Origin of the sequence: Flavobacterium piscis (genome assembly GCF_001686925.1) — a bacterium.
GTDB lineage: Bacteria > Bacteroidota > Bacteroidia > Flavobacteriales > Flavobacteriaceae > Flavobacterium > Flavobacterium piscis.
Genome location: NZ_LVEN01000012.1, coordinates 184,206 through 204,456, shown reverse-complemented (window position 1 = coordinate 204,456; position 20,251 = coordinate 184,206). Strand labels below are relative to the sequence as shown.

Annotated in this window: 8 protein-coding genes; all 8 read left to right on the top strand. The window is 36.9% G+C overall.

All coding sequences use genetic code 11. From position 1 onward, the window contains the following. Positions 1-228: 228 nt before the first annotated feature. The 8 genes from FLP_RS07915 (at position 229) to FLP_RS07880 (ending at position 20,235) form a co-directional block, all read left to right on the top strand. On the top strand, positions 229-2,784 hold the full coding sequence (locus FLP_RS07915) for an adenosylcobalamin-dependent ribonucleoside-diphosphate reductase (protein WP_065448977.1): 2,556 nt from the start codon (positions 229-231) through the stop codon (positions 2,782-2,784). Positions 2,785-3,093: 309 nt separating this feature from the next. Then, positions 3,094-7,134 carry a hybrid sensor histidine kinase/response regulator transcription factor gene (locus tag FLP_RS07910; RefSeq protein WP_065449131.1) on the top strand — a complete coding sequence of 1,347 codons (4,041 nt, stop codon included), beginning with the start codon at positions 3,094-3,096 and terminating at the stop codon, positions 7,132-7,134. A gap of 840 nt (positions 7,135-7,974) precedes the next feature. Beyond that, positions 7,975-9,372 carry a hypothetical protein gene (locus FLP_RS07905; RefSeq protein WP_065448976.1) on the top strand — a complete coding sequence of 466 codons (1,398 nt, stop codon included), beginning with the start codon at positions 7,975-7,977 and terminating at the stop codon, positions 9,370-9,372. A gap of 45 nt (positions 9,373-9,417) precedes the next feature. Further along, positions 9,418-12,450, top strand: a complete 3,033-nt coding sequence (locus FLP_RS07900; RefSeq protein WP_065448975.1) for a SusC/RagA family TonB-linked outer membrane protein — start codon at positions 9,418-9,420, stop codon at positions 12,448-12,450. 11 nt (positions 12,451-12,461) lie between these two features. Then, positions 12,462-14,063, top strand: a complete 1,602-nt coding sequence (locus FLP_RS07895) for a RagB/SusD family nutrient uptake outer membrane protein (RefSeq protein WP_065448974.1) — start codon at positions 12,462-12,464, stop codon at positions 14,061-14,063. 1 nt (position 14,064) lies between these two features. Beyond that, positions 14,065-15,702, top strand: coding sequence for a glycoside hydrolase (locus tag FLP_RS07890; protein ID WP_083195823.1), 1,638 nt, complete (start codon positions 14,065-14,067; stop codon positions 15,700-15,702). 340 nt (positions 15,703-16,042) lie between these two features. Beyond that, on the top strand, positions 16,043-17,629 hold the full coding sequence (locus tag FLP_RS07885) for a glycoside hydrolase (RefSeq protein ID WP_065448973.1): 1,587 nt from the start codon (positions 16,043-16,045) through the stop codon (positions 17,627-17,629). 185 nt (positions 17,630-17,814) lie between these two features. Beyond that, the gene (locus FLP_RS07880) at positions 17,815-20,235 is read left to right on the top strand and encodes a glycoside hydrolase family 2 TIM barrel-domain containing protein (protein ID WP_065448972.1); all 2,421 of its coding nucleotides are present in this window, start codon (positions 17,815-17,817) and stop codon (positions 20,233-20,235) included. Positions 20,236-20,251 lie beyond the last annotated feature (16 nt).

Here is a 20,251-nt window from a genome sequence, read left to right as displayed (position 1 = left end):
TAACGTATTAGTGCGATTATTATCATTCAATGATTTTTGTCATATTTTGTGCTAATTGTGAGTCGTAAATGTATTTATTTGTTAACTTTCTGATGTTTATAAATTTTTAATGTATTTATTATCAATTGATTAAGAGTTGTTTTTTGTGAACTTTTTTAATCTGATTTTTTTTAGAGTTTATTTGGTTCTAAATTTACCATTCGTAAAAAACTTCAAAATATCATAATCATGGATGAATTATTAGCTACAAAAAATCAAACAATTATTTACACTCAGGACGAAGCAATTCAGGCTTCTTTAGACTACTTTAAAGGAGATAGTCTTGCTGCAACAGTTTGGGTAAGCAAGTATGCTCTTAAAGATTCTCAAGGTAATATTTTTGAAAAATCTCCCGATGATATGCACCGTCGTATCGCGTCTGAAATAGCAAGAATTGAGAGTAAATATGCAAATCCGCTGAGCGAGAAAGAAATTTTTGATCTCATAAAAGATTTCAAATATCTTGTGCCTCAGGGAAGCCCAATGACCGGAATAGGAAATCCGTTTCAGGTAGCATCCTTGTCCAATTGTTTTGTAATTGGCAGTGATAATTCGGATTCGTATGGCGGAATCATGAAAACCGATCAGGAGCAAGTTCAGTTAATGAAACGCAGAGGAGGAGTGGGGCATGATTTGTCACATGTTCGCCCTAAAGGTTCTCCTGTAAAAAATTCAGCATTGACCTCTACAGGATTAGTTCCTTTTATGGAGCGTTACTCCAATTCAACTCGAGAAGTAGCGCAGGATGGCCGTCGCGGTGCTTTGATGCTTTCGGTTTCTGTAAATCATCCCGATGCCGCTGATTTTATTGATGCTAAAATGGAACAGGGAAAAGTAACCGGTGCCAATGTTTCGGTGAGAATTGATGATATTTTTATGAAAGCCGTAAAAGCCGATGCGCTGTACGAACAGAAATATCCTATTTTTAGCGATACACCTTTATATTCTAAAGTAATTAAAGCAAAAGAACTTTGGGATAAAATCATACACAATGCCTGGAAATCAGCAGAACCTGGAATTTTATTCTGGGATACTATTATCAACGAATCCTTGCCGGATTGTTATGCTGATTTGGGATACAAAACTTTATCAACAAATCCGTGTGGCGAAATCCCGCTTTGTGCTTATGATTCCTGTCGTTTATTGGCGATAAACTTGTTCTCCTATGTAAAAAATCCGTTTACCAAAAAAGCTTCTTTTGATTTTGAACTTTTCAAAAAACACGTAGCAGCTGCTCAAAGAATAATGGATGATATCATTGATCTTGAACTGGAAAAAATTGATGTTATTTTAGAAAAAATCAATCAGGACCCTGAAAGCGAAGAGGTAAAAATGGTAGAGAAAAATCTTTGGTTAAACATCAAACATAAAGCCAATGAGGGTCGTCGTACCGGAATTGGAATTACTGCCGAAGGTGATATGCTGGCAGCATTAGGTTTACGTTACGGAAGCGATGAAGGTATTTTGTTTGCCGAAAAAATTCACCAGACACTTGCCGTTGAAGCCTACCGCGGATCAGTAAATCTGGCCAAAGAACGCGGAATGTTTGCCATTTATGATGCTAAAAGAGAAAAACATAATCCGTTTTTGCTTCGATTAAAAAAAGCCGATGCAGAGTTGTATACCCAAATGCAAAAACACGGACGTCGTAATATTGCATTATTGACAATCGCACCAACCGGAACTACAAGTTTAATGACGCAGACGACATCTGGTATTGAGCCAGTTTTTCTTCCGGTTTATAAAAGAAGAAGAAAAGTAAACCCAAACGATAAAGATACGAGAGTTGATTTTGTAGATGAGTTAGGAGACAGTTGGGAAGAATATGTGGTGTTTCACCACCGATTCAAAGAATGGATGATGATCAACGGATATGATACTTCTAAAAACTACAGTCAGGAAGAAATTGATGTGCTGGTAGAAAAATCACCGTATTACAAAGCAACCAGTAATGATATCGATTGGCTGAACAAAGTAAAAATGCAAGGAAAAATCCAGAAATGGGTCGATCACTCTATTTCAGTAACCATTAATGTACCTAACGAAACGCCGGAGGAAATGGTCAATAAGCTGTATATGGAAGCCTGGGAAGCAGGATGTAAAGGCGTTACTGTTTATCGTGACGGCTCACGTTCAGGAGTTTTAATTTCGAATACAGAAAAGAAAGAGGAAGTCAAAGAAATACAAGCAAATACTTTTACAACCAAACGTCCACAAATATTAGAGGCGGATGTAGTACGTTTTCAAAACAGTAAAGACAAATGGATTGCCTTTATCGGATTATTGGATGGCAAACCTTATGAAATCTTTACCGGTTTGGTAGATGACGAAGATGGTATCTTGATTCCGCGTTGGGTTTCTGAAGGATTGATTATTAAAAATAAAAATGAAGACGGAAATACCCGCTACGATTTTCAGTACAAAAATACAAGAGGTTATAAAACTACGATCGAGGGACTTTCGCATAAGTTTAATCCGGAATACTGGAATTATGCCAAACTGATCTCAAGTACGCTAAGACACGGAATGCCTATTGATAAAGTAGTAGATTTAATTAGCAGTTTGCAACTAGACAGCGAATCTATAAATACCTGGAAAAACGGGGTTTCACGTGCCCTGAAGCGTTATATAGTAGATGGCACAGAAGTCCGCGGACAAAAATGCAGCAATTGCAACTCAGATAATCTTATTTATCAGGAAGGCTGTCTTACTTGTAGTGATTGCGGTTCGTCTAAATGCGGCTAATTTTCTTTGCCACGAAGGCGCTAAGACGCAAAGTTTTTTTCAATCTATAAATGATTGAAAGCTTGGTGACTTTGTGTCTTCGTGGCATTTTTTATTTTACCCAAAGCAATAGAGAATCTTAGTGTCTTTGTGCCTTCGTGGCAAAAACTTTTTTTCGCGTAGGGATAGTTTTATTAAAAATTCAGATCAAGGTAAAATCCTATAAACACTGAGGTATAAGTGATTTTTATAACTATATTTTTATGATATATTTATAAATTTAGCTTATAATTGTACTATTTACACAAAATCAAAAAAACACCTTTTATTTTGAAGTATTTAGTTGCACTTTTTATACTGCTATTTGGTTTTCCTTCATTGGGTTATGCACAGGACAATCCTGTAAAATTTCTTGATATTTCTGATGGATTGTCTAACAATTCCGTCACCACTATTTTTCAGGATAGTGATGGCTATATGTGGTTTGGAACTTACGACGGACTCAATCGTTATGACGGATACAATTTTAAAGTTTTCCGTAATCGAATCAACGATAAAAAATCACTTTTATTCAATACGATTTATAATATTGAGGGAGATTCCAGAAAAAATATTTGGGTCGGTGGCTCAAACGGCGTTTGTATTTACAACAAAACCACAGCCACATTTCATTCTGTAGAATATGCGGTATCAGGCAAAAAGCCTGAAATATTAAAAGACATCATTCACCAAATGCGTTCTGTTTCTGATGATTTGGTTTTAATAGCCTCTCAAAATCTGGGTTTAATTGCTTTCGAAAATGGTTCTTTTGTTGGTAAACACATTCCGCTAAATGTTTTGGGAAACAGAATTACAGTTAATAATTATGATGCGATTGCAATTCAGGATGACAAAAAAAACAATCATTCCTGGGTGTATATTAAAAATGTTGGTATTGCCAGCTACAATTATAAAACAAAAAGTTTAAAAGTCGCTTTTCCGCTTTCTATGGAAGTCAAAGCGATGAAATTGGCTACCGACGGCAATTTATTATTAGGAACTGATGAAGGTTTGTTTCTCTTTAATACCAAATCAGGTTCGTTGTCAGAGAACTACTTTTCAAGCAAATCCAGCGTTACCGATTTTCTTTTAGATAAAAAAAATGAAATCTGGATTACCACAGATGGTTCAGGAATTTATAAAGTAATTGGTACAAGCAAAAAAGCAATTCCTGCAAATGCGATAAAAGAAAATCAGGTTGCCAAAAGTAATTCGGTTTGGAGTTTATACGAAGATAAATCAGGCAACAAATGGTTTGGTTCTTTGCGTGGCGGAATAAGTATGCTGAGCAATACACCCAAATACTTTAAAAGCATAAAATACAACTCAAAAGATCTTGTAGAGAATTTTATTTTGTCTTTTTGTGAAGATGAAAAAAACAATGTTTGGGTAGGTACAGACGGTGCAGGTTTAAAATATTGGGATCGAAAAAACAATTCCTATACCAGTTACAGCAACAAACTTCCGAACAAATTTATTACCGGAATTGTACGTGACAACAACAACGAAATCTGGCTATCGAGCTGGGCAGGCGGCATAAGTAAAATCAATCCAAAAACAAATTCAGTTACACCATATACGTGTTACAATCCTTACACCAAACAAATCGAGAAGAATATTTGGTTTGTTTACAAAGATTCAAAAGCCAATATCTGGGCAAGTGCCACAAACGAAGGTGCCTTGTATTTTCTTGACAGAGTAAAAAACAGCTTCACACTTTTTGATCCCTCGGTTACTAATTTGCAATGCATGACAGAAACCAGCGACGGAAAACTTTGGGCAGGAAACTATACGTCATTATTTTCTATCGAAAAAAACACACATAAAATCAATAAAGTTACAATAGGACACCCTGTAAGATGTATTCACGAAGACAAGGATAAAAACCTCTGGTTGGGCACTCAGGAAGGCGGTTTATTGCTGTTTGACCGAAAAACAAATACTTTTAAAAGATTAACCACAGATGATGGTTTGCCTTCAAACACCGTTTTAAGATTGCTTGAAGATAAAGAAGGAAACCTTTGGATGAGTACGTATAATGGTATTTGCAGGTACGACAAAAAGAGAAAAACATTCCGTAATTTTTCTGTAAATGATGGTCTGCAGAGTAATCAGTTTAGTTTTAATGCGGGGCTTAAATTATCTACAGGAGAATTTTTGTTTGGAGGAATAAACGGTTTTAATGCCTTTTTTCCCGAAGCCATAAAAGGATTCAATCAAAAAAACAATTTATTGCTGTCTGATTTTTATGTCAACAATTTGCCTATTGAAGAAAGCAAAAACGACTTAGAATGGGAGAATGGCAAAATCAAACAAGTAAGTCTTCCGTACGATCAAACGACATTGTCACTCGAGTTTGTAGCGTTGGATTATAACAATGCTGACAAAATAAATTATGCGTATTATTTAGAAGGCTGGGACGAACAATGGAATTATGTGGGTCAGGCCCGAAAAGCCAATTATGCCCGATTAACCGAAGGGAAATATATTTTTAAAGTAAAAACAACCAATTTTAAAGGCGGCTGGAACAAAGAAGTAAGTTTAATAACCATAGAAGTTTTACCCCCGTGGTACAGAGCCTGGTGGGCATATGCATTGTATTTACTGGCAGGTATTGGCGCTATTTTTGCCTATTTGGAATACAATAAAAACAAAGAAAAACTCAAGTATAAAGTCAAAATTGCTGAACTGGAAAGCAAGAAAGAAAAGGAAATTGCCGAGAAACAATCCTCGATGTTTACCTATATTTCGCATGAGTTTAGAACGCCGCTTTCGCTGATCATAAATCCGTTGAAAAAAGCAGTGCAGAAAGAAAGTGTACAAAATGGTTCGTCAGGAAGTGATTTGGCAATTGCGCACAGAAACGCCAGGAGACTTTTGAGTCTGGTCGATCAGTTGTTGCTTTTTAGAAAAGCAGAGAACGATGCAGATTCACTCAGATTATCTCCCATTAATGTAAATAATCTTTGTAATGAAGTGTACCAATGTTTTGTCAATCAGGCAAAAGATAAAAGTATTCGATACAATTTTGGTATTCCGGATCATGAAATTGTGATTATCGGCGATTACGAAAAAATTGAAATTTCGTTGTTTAATTTAATGTCAAATGCCTTTAAATACACACCAATTGGCGGAGAAATCAACCTAAAACTTACAGAAAACGATCAGCAGGTTTACTTAGAAATTTCAGATAGCGGTGACGGAATCGAACCCAAAGATATTGAAGTGATCTTTGAAAAATTCAAACAAATAAAATCGAAAGTATCCATTGGCACCGGTTTTGGAATCGGACTTTATATCGTTAAGTATTTTGTCGACAAACACAAAGGAACCGTAAGCTGTACCAGTGAAATTGGAAAAGGAAGTACTTTTAAACTCACATTCCTTAAAGGAGACAGTCATTTTGATAACGTAGAAATTACGAATGAAATCCCAAAAAGGAGCCAGTTATTTGATGAGCTTATTATCGATGACGGCGAGGAGCATCAGGTTTCGAATCCTGCCGTTTCAGAAACTGATTTCCAGAAAATCATGCTGACCGATAAACGTACTGTTTTGATTATTGATGATAATGTCGAAATACGAGCTTATCTTATCAAACTATTTTCAGAATCCTATATCGTTTACAGCGCCGAGAATGGGGAAGAAGGTTTAAAACTAACCAAAAAACACATGCCTGACCTGGTGATTAGCGATATCACGATGGAAGAAATGGATGGTCTGGAATTGTGCCGAAAAATAAAGGAGAATGACGCTTTATCTCATATTCCGGTTATTTTACTCACAGCATCAAAAAATCCCGAAACCCATCTGCAGGGAATCAACGACGGTGCAGATGATTATATTACCAAACCTTTTGATGATGATATTCTGGTGGCGCGTGTCGAATCGTTACTAAGAAACCGCAGTAATTTGCGTACCTATTTCTTAGATAGTATCACACTAAAGGAAAACACCCAGAAAGTGCCGCAGGAGTATCAGGAAATCCTGAAAAAGTGTATTGATATCGTTGAAGCCAATATTCATAAAAGAGATTTTACAATAAAAAACTTCGCCCTCGAAATGGGAATGAGTCATAGAACATTGTACACGAAAATTAAAATCATTTCCGGCCAGACTTTAAATGCCTTTATTCGTTCGGTTCGAATTCGAAGAGCGGCCATGCTAATGCTTACCGAGGATATTAATATTACTCAGGCAAGTGCAGAAGTCGGTTTTGAAGATCCGAAATATTTCAGACAGCAATTTGTAAAGCTCTTCGGGATGACACCTTCAGAATACATCAAAAAGTACAAGAGTTCTTTCAACTCAGATCTTAATGTTATTAAATAGATTTTCTGTAATAAATGATTTTTTTAAGCTCAAACTTGTCATTGCGAGGAACGAAGAACCACACTTACCAAAATCACTAATTGGATTCAGCGAAAGAGATTGCTTCGTTCCTCGCAAAGACGAATAGTGGGTTTACTTTGTCGAGCTTCTCGTGTAGATTTCTCCCTTCTTTCGAAATGACAAAATAGTAAGCATTAAAAACGCAAACGTTTTAGCTGGAAATCATAATTTTATTTGGTAATTACATATAATTCAAAAATAGGTTATTATTTTTTCATAGTCCTTAATTTTTAATCCAAAATAATAGTTAATTGCAATTTTGACCTCCTTTTTTTTCCATTTTACCCCTCCTTAAAAGTGTGTTTTATACATTTCTTTGCACTTATAGTAATCTGTTAGTTGAATTACTGTGTGTAATATAAGTGTTTATTTTACGATAAGTTTTTGATCTGTTTAAAGGAATTGAGCCTTCTTTAAAATAAGATAGTAAGAGTTGGTTTTACATGTTACTTATCAAACCCGCAGTAAAAAGCTGCGGGGTAAAATAAAGGTTAATTAGCGAATGAGATAATTAGATAATATTATTGAAGTTGTTCAATTTGCCAATTAAAAAATCAGCACAGTTTTTAATTATCTCATGTTCTTATGGTCAAATTATCACATTATCTAATTATAAACAATTAACCAAACCCAATAAATATGAAAATAACCACATAACCATTTTTGTTGTACTATTTATTGCCTCATAAAAATAGTTAGCAACGCAAATCTTAAAAATTAGCCTACACAATTTTAAACTATCACTTTACAATACTTAACTAACCTAACCTTAAAAATCAAATGAAAAAAAATGTATTTTTATTTTTTCTTGCTGTTTTTGCTGTTCTATTTACAGGATGTCAAAATAACGAATCTGATTTTCCAAGTTCTGACAATCCTACTGTCGCAGTTTCGACAAAGGAAATCTACGGAGCACCAAGCAGGAAATTTGAAATTAAAGCCGCTTTGGCTGACGATTTAGGATTAAAAAGCGTGAGAATTCAAATCCCTGAATTATCACTGGATAAAGTCATTGCTTTCGCAACTGATCCCTTACTTAAATCATACGATTTGAGTTATTTTTTTGAAGTTCCTGCCAATAGAGGAACCTCTGAAGCTTTCAAAATAAAATTAACGATTACCGATGTTTCAGGAAATGCAATTGATGAAGATATCAACTTACGTCTTGACGGAGAATTTGCTGCGCCATCAATCACCATGATTACTCCAAAAGAAGGAGCCGTTATTTTATTATCGACAAGCAATCAAATGCCGGTGAATTTTGTAGTTAATGACGATTCTGGAATTGATTATATTCAGATTCAGTGTGCTGCATTGGGTATTGATGAAAAAGTTCAGTTAACAGGAGCACCACAATCGTATACTTTCAATAAAACGTACACATTACCGGTAACGGCTGATAATTATGTTTTAACGATTACAGCAAAAGACAAATTTGCGATTCCTAATACAGGAACGCTAAGTGTAAATGTTGTGGCTACAAATGAGTATCCTGCCATTTACTTATGCGATCAGCCAAAAGGAACGAGTCTTACCACGGATGCTGTTGGAGTTCCGATGTATTTCCACAATAAAGAAGGACAAGATTTCGAATTCAAATATTATGCTGATAAAGACAATAAAGAAATTTATTTCTTAGGTCAGGAATCTGATTTTGCGCCACATTGTTTTGGTTTAAATGCTTCAGGTGAATTGGCAGATGACGTTGCTTCGACACCAATTATCTTGCCTACAAAAGGATATTATGTAATCAAAGTAAATCCGAATACTCTAAAATATACTGCAACTAAATATACGCCATCAAGTAAAGTTTGGGCTGATGTAGCCAACGGATTATGGCATGATGAAGAAGCAAAAAGAAGACCTTTCGTAAGTGTTTGCGGTTCCGGAATTCAAGGTGCTGACTGGGATACCTGGACGGCTTGGGTTCAAACAGGATTACACTTAGCCAACAACCCAAATAACCCTTACCAATTAGTAGGAGAGTATACGCTGACAGGAACTATGGAAGCAACTTTTACAGGTCAATGGTGGAATCCATCATGGAGGTTAATCAAAAACGGGGTGGCTACAATGTCGCCGGGAGAAAACGGAAATGCTAAATATCCGGCTGCTCCGGGAGTGTACAAAGTAGTGCTGGATACTGAATTGGAAAGACTTTTTGTTACTAAAAAATAGTAGCTTATCATCTGGCTATAACATTTAATTAAAAAATATCTTAATATGAAATATAAATTTATATGGTTGTTTATCACCATGTTGTGCAGTGCTGCGACATTTGGTCAAATAACAGTAAAAGGAACCGTTAAGGATAAAGGCAATGTGCCCATTCCGGGAGTAAACTTAATGGTAAAAGGAACTGCAAGTTCAGCTGCTACAGATTTTGATGGAAATTTTACGATTTCTGTTCCCAATAAAAATGCCCAGATCGAGTTTTCGTTCATTGGCTTTGCCAATAAAACAATTTCGGTAGGAGAGCAAACCGTTCTAAATGTGATTCTTGAAGAGTCAAGTCAGGTTCTTGACGAGATTGTTGTGGTGGGTTACGCTGCTGTAAAAAAGAGCGATGTAACGAGTTCGATTTCTTCTATAAAAGGAAAAGAGCTTCAAACCATGACTGTGGGTAACGTTGCAGAATCTTTGCAGGGTAAAGTTGCCGGAGTTCAGGTTACAGGTCAGGGTGGTCCGGGCGCTCAGCCAAGGGTTTTAATTCGTGGAATTTCTACGGTAAACCTTAATACAGATCCGCTTTATGTGGTAGATGGAATCCCGATGGGAACAAGCATCAACTTTTTAAGCAATAATGAGATTGAATCGATGGAGGTTTTAAAAGATGCTTCTGCGAGTGCCATTTATGGTTCCCGAGCTTCGAACGGAGTTATCTTGATCACGACCAAAAAAGGTAAAAGTGGTCAGACAAGATTCAATTTTGATATGAGTTCAGGGATTCAGATGATGAACAATCCTTATAATATGTCAGATGCTGTTGGTTATGCTACAATTATGAACAAAGCCTACAACAACTCAGGTTATGCAGATTATTTGCCAAATCCGTCTCAATACCAAGGAAAAACAACTGATTGGTGGAAAGCTGGAATTAAGTCCGGAGCGCCCGTAACAAACGCTTCTTTGGGAGTTAGCGGAGGTTCTGATAAACATACTTATGCTATTAGTTTAAACTATTATAACTCAGAATCTATTTATGAAGTGGGAGGATGGGAAAGAATCACGATGAGAATCAATAACGATTTTAAATTCTCAGATAAATTTTCTGCCGGAATTACTTTAAATCCTCGTTACGAAACTTATGGAGCTCCTGGAAACTGGGCTGATTTTGATAAAATTGATCCTATTACGCCAGTCTATAAACCAGCAGATCAATTGACAGGTTTAGAAAACGAATACAGCATTTTTGCTCGTTCTCCTTCATACGTTTGGAATCCTGTTGCATCTGTAAAACGTTATGATGATTTTACAGATCAGTACAACTTAAATACAAACGGTTACTTGCAATATACGCCAATAAAAGGTTTAGTAATTCGTACTCAGGCTTCTGTAGAAGTAGGAGATAAAGTTAGAAGCAAATTTACACCGGATTTCGTAATTGATGCTGCACACGAAAAAGCAGAAATTAATACGATCGAAAGATGGAATACAACAAATGTTGACTGGACATGGCAAAACACTATTACTTATTCAAGAGCATTTGCAGAAAAGCATAATTTCTCTTTAATGGTAGGTAATACCATGGAAGAATACAATGGTAAAGATCTTTGGGGATACGGAGAAGGAGTTCCTAATAATACTGACGCCATGAGAGAATTAAATGCCGCAACCAAAAACCGTAATAGTGGTGGTAACAGCTGGTCAAGTTCTTTGATGTCTTATATTTCTCGTTTCTCATACAATTATGACAGTAAATATTATTTTACAGGAACATTCAGACGTGATGGTTCTTCTAAATTCATGACCAATAACAAATGGGCTAATTTCCCGTCGGCATCTGTTTCATGGAGAATTCTTAATGAAGGATTTATGGAGTCTACAAAAGATGTTTTAAGCGATTTAAGATTTAGAGCCGGTTGGGGTAAAGTAGGAAATCAGGGATTGCCAACAGCAGTTTATCAATCCAACATAGGGCAAGGATTTTATCCTATTGGCGATGTAGTGGGCGATACTTCTTTCCCATCATCAATGGCGAATAAAGACATTAAATGGGAAACGGTAGAAGATATGAGTTTTGGACTTGATTTCGGATTATGGAAAAACAAACTATCAGGATCTTTAGAATATTATCAAAAGAAAACCAAGGATATGTTGTTCCTGAAACAATTTCCAACTTATAGTGGTTTTCCGGATAATTCAAGAATCTGGTCAAATGTAGGTTCTATGCAATCAAGCGGTATTGATTTATTGCTTTCTTATAAAGATAAAAAAGGAGATTTCTCTTATGGAGTTGATGTAACTTTTACAACAGTAAACATAGAAATGCTTTCATTATCATCTGAAGGAGAAAAACTTTACGGAGCAGGAAACAGAACCTTAACGATAAAAGGAGAAGAACCTGGATTTTTCTACGGATATGTGGCTGATGGTTTATTCCAAAACCAAACGCAATTGAATTCGCATACAGACGAGCACGGAACAAAATTACAACCATATGCTCAGGTAGGAGATGTTCGTTTTAAAGATGTAAACGGTGACGGAAAAATAGACGAAAAAGACCGTACAAAAATTGGTTCGCCATGGGCAGATTATAATGTAGGTCTGAATTTGAATTTTGCTTATAAACAATTTGATTTAGTAGCCAATTTTTATTCAAGTATTGGAAATGAAATCGTAAACGAAAACATTTCGGATTTATACAATGGTGCAAGTTTAACCAACAAAGTAAGCGGATTAGACCAAATGGCATGGCATGGTGAAGGAACTTCAAACCGTGTTCCTCGTTTGTCTAAAGATGATAACAACGAAAACTTTACCAAATTCTCTTCTTTATATGTTGAAGATGGTTCGTTTGTACGTATGAAAAACCTTCAGGTTGGATATTCATTCTACAACAAGTTTGGTTTAGACAAATTGAGAATCTCATTATCAGGACAAAATTTATGGACATGGACCAAATACGATGGTGTTGATCCTGAAGTTGCAGGAGGAGATCCTGACAAAGGCGACAGAGTAAAAGGATCAGGTTTTGGAGGATGGAACTATCCTGTTCAGCCGACTATTTTGATGGGTCTTAATGTAGCATTTTAATAAAAAACGACATGAAAAAAACGATATTATCAATACTAGCTTTTTCTCTGGTTGCAGTTTCATGCAGCGATTTTATTGAAAAAGACGAAAGAGGGAAACAAACCTTAGAGAACTATTTTCAAACCGCACAGGAATGTGAGAATTATGCCAATGAATTAACACAAAGATTATTATTGGCTAAGGATTGGTGGACATTAGTTGCACCAAGAGTAACCAATGAAATGGCAACTGATGATGCCTGGATGGGAAATACAGGTCAGGATAGTGGCGCACACAGGCCAGCTTCACAATACCTGATAACGCCAGATAATATGGGAGACATGAACAGTATTTATACTGCTCATTATTACACCATTCAATCAGCCAACATTGGTTTAGAGAAAATGGCTGCATCACCAATTCCTGATGCGCAGAAAAATCAATATATGGGAGAATCCTTATTTGTAAGAGCGTATTGCTACTACGAATTGGTGAATCTTTTTGGAGCAGTTCCTCTATATACAAAAGTATTAGGAACTTCTGATCTGAATTTACAACGTAGTCCCGTTGCAGATGTTTACGCTCAAATCGAAGCTGATCTTAAAGAATCTGCTGCAAAACTGGATAATACTCCGGTAGCCAGAAACGGAAGAATCAACAAATGGGCAGCTTATGCTTTATTGGCGCGTGTATCGTTGTTTCAGGAAAAATGGGCTGAGGCCAAATTATATTCAAACAAAGTAATTACCGAAGGACCTTTTGCTTTAGAAGCTGATTTCTTAAACATCTGGAATGTAAACAATCATAACGGAGTAGAGTCTATTCTTGAAGCACAAACTTCGTCTGTACAGGATAAAGCTCTTGGAGCTGCTTTACCAACTTTGGCAGGAGCCAGAGGTGAAGACAAGAAAAACTTCCCGAGTAATGATGCGGGAGATGTTCTTGACGGTTGGGGATGGTGTATGCCAACCAGTGATTTAGAGAATGCTTACCTTTCTGAAAATGATGTAATTCGTCGCAGAAGTACTATTACAAAATGGGGAGAAGCAGCTTATGGAGATGAGGTTTTAAATCCAACACACAAATTCAGCTTAAACGACAATAAATCAGGGCGTATCATTCGTAAGTATTATATTCCGATAGCAACTCGTCGTGCATTAGACAAAAAAGACGGTCACTTACCATTGAATATTCCGTTGATTCGTTTGGCCGAAATGTATTTAACACGTGCAGAAGCTAATTATCATACTGGCGGAGACGCTTTAGGAGATATCAACATCATTAGAGCCCGTGTAAAATTAGATCCAAAAACAGGATTATCAGGACCAACACTTTTAAGACAAATCTACAAAGAGCGTCGTTTAGAGTTGGCTTTCGAAGGATTACGTATGTTTGATATCCGTCGTGAAAAAGATCCAAATACAGGAAGACCGGTAATTGAATCATTGATGGGGCCAAACGGAACTTTTGTTCAGTACAACCTGAATTCTACAGATCCTTACGAAACGACCAATTTGAGAGAACCTCAGGATAAAGGAATCAATTTTAATCCTGCAAAACACTTATTATGGCCAATACCTCAACTAGAAATTGATTTAAGCGGAGGTGTAATCACTCAAAATCCTAATTACTAAAATGAGATTAATCAACAATAATAAAGTAAGTCTGCTGTGTGCAGGCTTACTTTTCGCAAACTCTTTTTTGGTAAGCTGCGATTCAGAAAACAACGGGAATTCAGATGCTGAAAATACTACAGCGGAGTTAAGTATCAATCTTGATGCAAATCTTCAAACAATGGAAAGCTTTGGAGCTTCTGATGCGTGGCAATGTAATTTTATAGGAAGAAATTGGCCTTCGGATAAAAAAAACAAAATAGCCGATTTACTTTTCAGTAAAGAAGTAGATGCAGACGGAAATCCAAAAGGAATTGGTTTATCGTTATGGCGTTTCAACCTGGGTTCAGGAAGTGCTGAGCAGGGAGATGCAAGCGATATTACAGACGAATGGAGACGTACTGAATGTTTTACTACGGATGGAGTTACCTATAACATGAACAAACAAGCCGGACAGGTTTGGTTCATGAAAGCAGCAAAAGAACGTGGTTTAGAAAAATTACTGGCTTTCACCAATAGTGCTCCGGTATATTTAACGCAAAACGGAAAAGCGCATGCATCAATAAAAGAATTTTATAATTTAAAAGATGGAAAATGGTCAGAATTGGCTGATTTCTGGATAAACTCTTTAGATAAATTAAAATCAGAGCACGGTTTAACAATCGATTACGTGTCTCCGTTTAATGAACCACAATACGAGTGGGACGGTTCAGGACAAGAAGGTTCACCGGCTACGAATACCAATATTTATAGTTTTGTAAATGTACTTTCTCCAAAATTACAATCAAAAGGATTAACTTCTCAGATTGTTGTAGGTGAAACGGCAGCTTACGAACATTTATACAAAACAGTTTCTGGTAAAGAAAACAGATCGAACCAAATCGATTATTTCTTCGGAGTTAATTCGGCTAAAAATATTGCAGGATTACCAAATGTAAAAAAGACCATTTCAGGACACAGTTACTGGCAAGCCTGGCCATTGACAGAATTAGTGTATTCAAGACAATTGGCGGCAACAAGAACACAGTCAGTTCCTGGATTAAGTCTTTGGTCATCAGAATATTGTGTTTTAGAAAGCCCTGGAACAGCTGAATTACCAGGCGGAGCAGGTCCGGGAAGAGATTTAGGAATTCAAACCGCACTTTGGACAGCCCGTATCATCAGTACAGATATTGCCGTTGGAGGTGTTTCGTCATGGCAATGGTGGACAGCCATCAGCCGCGGAGATTACAAAGACGGTTTAATTCACGTAGACGATGGTTCAAGCAACGGAGCAGGAAATGCAGATTATTGCAAAAACGACGGTTTTGTCAGAGATGCAAAAACACTTTGGGCATTAGGAAACTTTTCATTTTTCGTAAAACCGGGAATGGTGAGAGTTCAGATTCCAAGTGTTGATAATGCCACTTCCGTGAATGGTGTAATGGTTACTGCATACAAAGATGCCGCAACAAAAAAATTAGTAGTTGTAGCAGTAAACGTTGGCAAATCGGCGAAAGCCTATAAACTAAACCTTTCAGGCGGTGCATTAACAGATAATAAATTGACACCTTATACCACTTCTGAAACATTAAGCTTGAAAAAAGGAACCGCTGTTGAAGCTTCTGGATTTGAAATTCCTGCCAAGTCAATTGTGACTTATGTAGGGACATATAAGTAAGAGGTTCTAAGGGACTAAGTTGCTAAGGTACTGAGGTTTTAATAGATAGCGATTTACCGCGCAGACCTTTGTCAAAGTTTTAAACTTTGACAAAGGTTATAACCGCAAGCTATGTCATCCTGAGCGAAGTCGAAGGACAAGTAAGTAATTCTATAATCAAGGACGACAAAGATTGTCGAGCTACTTGCGAAGATTTCTCCTTCGTCGAAATGACAAGATTACGATAAAAGCTTCAGAAACCTTTGTCAAAGTTTAAAACTTTGACAAAGGTAATACTGCCGAAATATAGCAAGGCTGTCATAGAAAATAGTAGATTAAAATCAGAAAGAATAATAAAATAATGAGAAAAGTATACATCTCGCTTTTATTGGTCATGAGTTCGCTGTCGTATGCACAGCGAACCATAACCATTAGCACTGATTATGTAGTACAAACCATGGACGGTTTTGGAGGCTCTGATGCCTGGAGATGCCAGTTTGTGGGGAAAAATTGGCCGGAACAAAAAAAGAATGCCATTGCCGATTTGCTTTTTAGCAAAGAAATCGATGCACAGGGAAATCCAAAAGGAATCGGACTTTCGATCTGGAGGTTTAATCTTGGTGCGGGAAGTACGGAGCAAGGCGAAAAAAGTAAAGTGTCGGACGAGTGGAGAAGAAGCGAATCTTTTTTGCAGGCAGACGGAACTTACGATTTTAATAAACAAGAAGGACAAAGATGGTTCCTGCAGGCGGCGAAAAAACGTGGTGTCGAAAAATTCCTGATTTTTACCAATAGTCCGCCGGTTTACATGACCAAAAACAGATTATCTTTTGCATCCGAAAAGAATAAACTGAATCTAAAAGATGGTGCAATGCCAAAATTTGCCGATTTTCTAGTTCAAAGTATTCAGGGATTGGAAAAGAAAGAAGGAATCAAATTCGATTATGTAAGCCCAATAAACGAACCGCAATGGGAATGGATGCCAAAACACGGTGACACCAACAGTCAGGAAGGAACTCCGGCAACCAATCAGGAAATTTACGATTTGACCAAATCACTTTCAGAAAAACTGAAAGCGAATAAAATGAATACAGAAATCGTCATTGCCGAAGCCGCACAAATCGATTATTTATACGAAAATGTAAATTCGGAAAACCGCGACAAGCAAATTGATTATTTCTTTGGAAAAACAAAAACCAACGTTTCAAAATTCCCAAATGTAAAAAACGTCATTTTAGGACATAGTTATTTTACTACCTGGCCAATTGAAAGACAGGTTTTAAGCAGAAAATTAATTGCTGCCAACATCAAACAAAATCCGGGATTAAAATACTGGCAGTCGGAATATTGTATTTTAGAAAATCCGGGAGAAGCTGAAATTCCGGGCGGTTCAGGTGGAGGAAGAGATTTAGGAATGCAAACTGCTTTATTCGTAGGGCGTTTGATTCATAATGATATTGCTGTTGCCAATGCCGCTTCATGGCAATGGTGGACATCGCTAACACGTGTTGATTACAAAGACGGTCTGATTTATCTTGATGACGGAAAAAGCAACGGAGGAACAGCACCGGATTACGTAAAGAATGACGGAGAATTTCACGATTCAAAACTACTTTGGGCTTTAGGAAATTACTCTTTGTTTGTACGTCCGGGAATGCTTAGAATCGATGTTCCCAACCAAAACGATCTGGAAGCAGCAAACGATGTAATGCTTACCGCTTACAAAGATGTCGAAAACAAAAAGCTAATTGTAGTTGCTGTAAACGTTGGAAAATCAGCCCAGAAATACAAATTCAATTTATCGAAAGGAACGGTGAAAAACAATGATTTTACACCTTACATAACCTCAGATACTTCGAATTTAAAAAGAGCAGCAACTCAAAAAATCGATAATCTCGAAATTCCCGCAAAATCGATAGTGACGTTTGTAGGGGAGTTACAGTTTTAGTATTCAGTCGCAGTTTACAGTCTCAGTCTCAGTTTACAGTCACAGTTTGAAAACTGAGACTGCGACTAAAAACCTGAAACCTGAAACCTGAAACCTGAAACTTGAAACCAAAAATAAAAATAACAACTAAAAAATAACAAAAGCTTAGAACATTAAATTCTCAGCACCTTAGAACCTTAAAAAAAATGTTTACAAAAAAGATCTTACTACCCGTATTTCTCTTTTCGTGTTTGTCTGCATTCAGTCAGATCTCGTTTGGAGATTCAAAGAAAATCAATGACAACTGGAAATTCAATCTTCAGGATACTCCGGATGCACAAAAACAAGCTTACGACGATAGCAAATGGCAGTCGGTAAACGTTCCTCATGACTGGAGCGTAAAAGGACAATTGAGCCCAACATTGGCAAGTTGTACCGGTTTTTTACCAGGCGGAATTGGCTGGTATCGTAAATCCGTTACGATTCCTCAAAGTAAAACAGGCGAAAAAGTCTACTTGTATTTTGAAGGCGTTTACAACAGAAGCGAGGTTTTCATTAACGGACATTCATTAGGAAAACGTCCAAACGGATATATTTCTTTTGCTTATGATGCGACTCCGTACGTAAAATACGGTGGAGAAAACACGATTTCGGTTCGTGTAGATCACAGTCAAAGTGCCGATTCAAGATGGTACACCGGTTCAGGAATTTACCGTGATGTGTGGTTGGTATATTCTAATCCGGTTCATATTGCACAATGGGGTGTTTATGCATATCCGGAAGTAAAAAAAGGAACAGGAACATTAAATGTTGAGGTTGAGGTTGAAAATGGTTCAGCCGGAAAATCAAGTCTTACTGTAGTAAATGAACTGATTTCTAAAGACGGAAAATCAGTAGGTAAATCTTCTTCTAATGTAGAGGTTGCCGCTAATAAAAGTGGAAAAATCTCGACTAAAATAAATGTAAAAAATCCACAATTATGGGATTTAGAGAATCCGAATTTATATCAGCTTAAAACAACTGTTTTTAAAGACGGAAAACAAATTGATGAAACAGTAACCAAAACAGGTTTCAGAGATTTCAAATTCGATCCTAACAATGGTTTTGCATTAAACGGAAAATGGATGAAAATGAAAGGTGTTTGTCTGCACCACGACGCCGGAGTTTTAGGTTCTGCAGTACCACGAGAAGTTTGGGAAACAAGATTGAAAACATTAAAAGAAATTGGTGTAAACGCGATTCGTACAAGTCACAACCCGCAAGCGCCTGTTTTCTATGAACTTTGCGATGAGTTAGGAATATTGGTTTTAAACGAAGCTTACGACGAATGGGAATTTCCAAAACGTAAATGGTTAGAAGGATGGAATTACGGAACTCCGGGATTCGAAGGTACGTTTGATATTTTTGCAGATTACGCAGAAAAAGATTTGGAAGATTTTGTACGTCGTGACAGAAACCACCTTTCGGTTTTTGCATGGAGTATTGGTAACGAAGTAGATTATCCAAATGATCCGTATTCTCACCCTGTTCTTGATAAAGGAAAAGACGGATTTGGACAAGCCAATTATGGTGGTTACAAAAAAGATGCGCCGGATGCAATGCGTCTTGGAGCAATTGCAAAACGTTTGGTAGCTGCGGTTAAAAAATACGACAAATCACGCCCAACAACTGCTGGTCTAGCAGGAGTTGCGATGTCTAACGAAACAGAATATCCAGGTGCTTTAGACATTACAGGATACAATTATACAGAAAGTAAATACCAATCGGATCATGAAAAATATCCAAACAGAGTTATTTTTGGAAGTGAAAACGTTCACGACATGGAACCTTGGTTAGCAGTAAAAAACAACAAACACATCTTCGGACAATTTTTATGGACAGGAATTGATTATTTAGGAGAATCAGGAAGATGGCCATCAAGAGGTTTTTACTCAGGATTGGTTGATTTTGCAGGAGTAATCAAACCTAGAGGATATTTCCGTCAGTCACTTTGGTCAGATAAACCAATGACATATATCGGAACTTATCCATTAAAAGATGTAAAAGATGTTTCTAAAGATGCATGGGCTATTTGGAATTACACTCAAGGTGAAAAAATTCGCGTAGTGGTCTATACCAATGCAGCAAAAGCAAGATTAGAACTGAACGGAAAAGTAGTGGGCGAAGCAAAAGCTTACGACGAAAAAACCGGAATTATCTACTGGGATATTCCATTTGCTTCAGGAAAATTAGAAGCAGTTGGTTTAAGCAAAGACGACAAAGAAGTAAGCAGATATGCTATTTCGACTACGCAGCAACCTGTAGAATTAACTATTGCAGACAAAAGCATTACGATTACAAAAGACAAAGGAGTTGCTAAAATCATGGTTCAGGTAAAGGATCAAAACGGTCTACCGGTTATGCTTTCAGATAATGAAGTTACGTGTACCATTAGCGGACCTGGAGTTTTATTAGGATTGGAAGCTGGAAACAACAGCGACATGACAGATTATACAGATAATGTACAAAGAGTTTTCCACGGACATATTGCAGCATACATTCAGGCAACCGGAGAAGCTCAGCCTATAAAAGTTACCTTTACAAGTCAATGGTTAAAGCCAGTTGAAGTTACAATTAATGTGAAATAATAAATCGGCAAGACCG

Bases quoted from the DNA above. Each gene is read 5' to 3' on its own strand.
- FLP_RS07915 (WP_065448977.1), top strand. From the start codon at position 229: ATGGATGAATTATTAGCTACAAAAAATCAAACAATTATTTACACTCAG.
- FLP_RS07905 (WP_065448976.1), top strand. From the start codon at position 7,975: ATGAAAAAAAATGTATTTTTATTTTTTCTTGCTGTTTTTGCTGTTCTA.
- FLP_RS07900 (WP_065448975.1), top strand. From the start codon at position 9,418: ATGAAATATAAATTTATATGGTTGTTTATCACCATGTTGTGCAGTGCT.
- FLP_RS07895 (WP_065448974.1), top strand. From the start codon at position 12,462: ATGAAAAAAACGATATTATCAATACTAGCTTTTTCTCTGGTTGCAGTT.
- FLP_RS07890 (WP_083195823.1), top strand. From the start codon at position 14,065: ATGAGATTAATCAACAATAATAAAGTAAGTCTGCTGTGTGCAGGCTTA.
- FLP_RS07885 (WP_065448973.1), top strand. From the start codon at position 16,043: ATGAGAAAAGTATACATCTCGCTTTTATTGGTCATGAGTTCGCTGTCG.
- FLP_RS07880 (WP_065448972.1), top strand. From the start codon at position 17,815: ATGTTTACAAAAAAGATCTTACTACCCGTATTTCTCTTTTCGTGTTTG.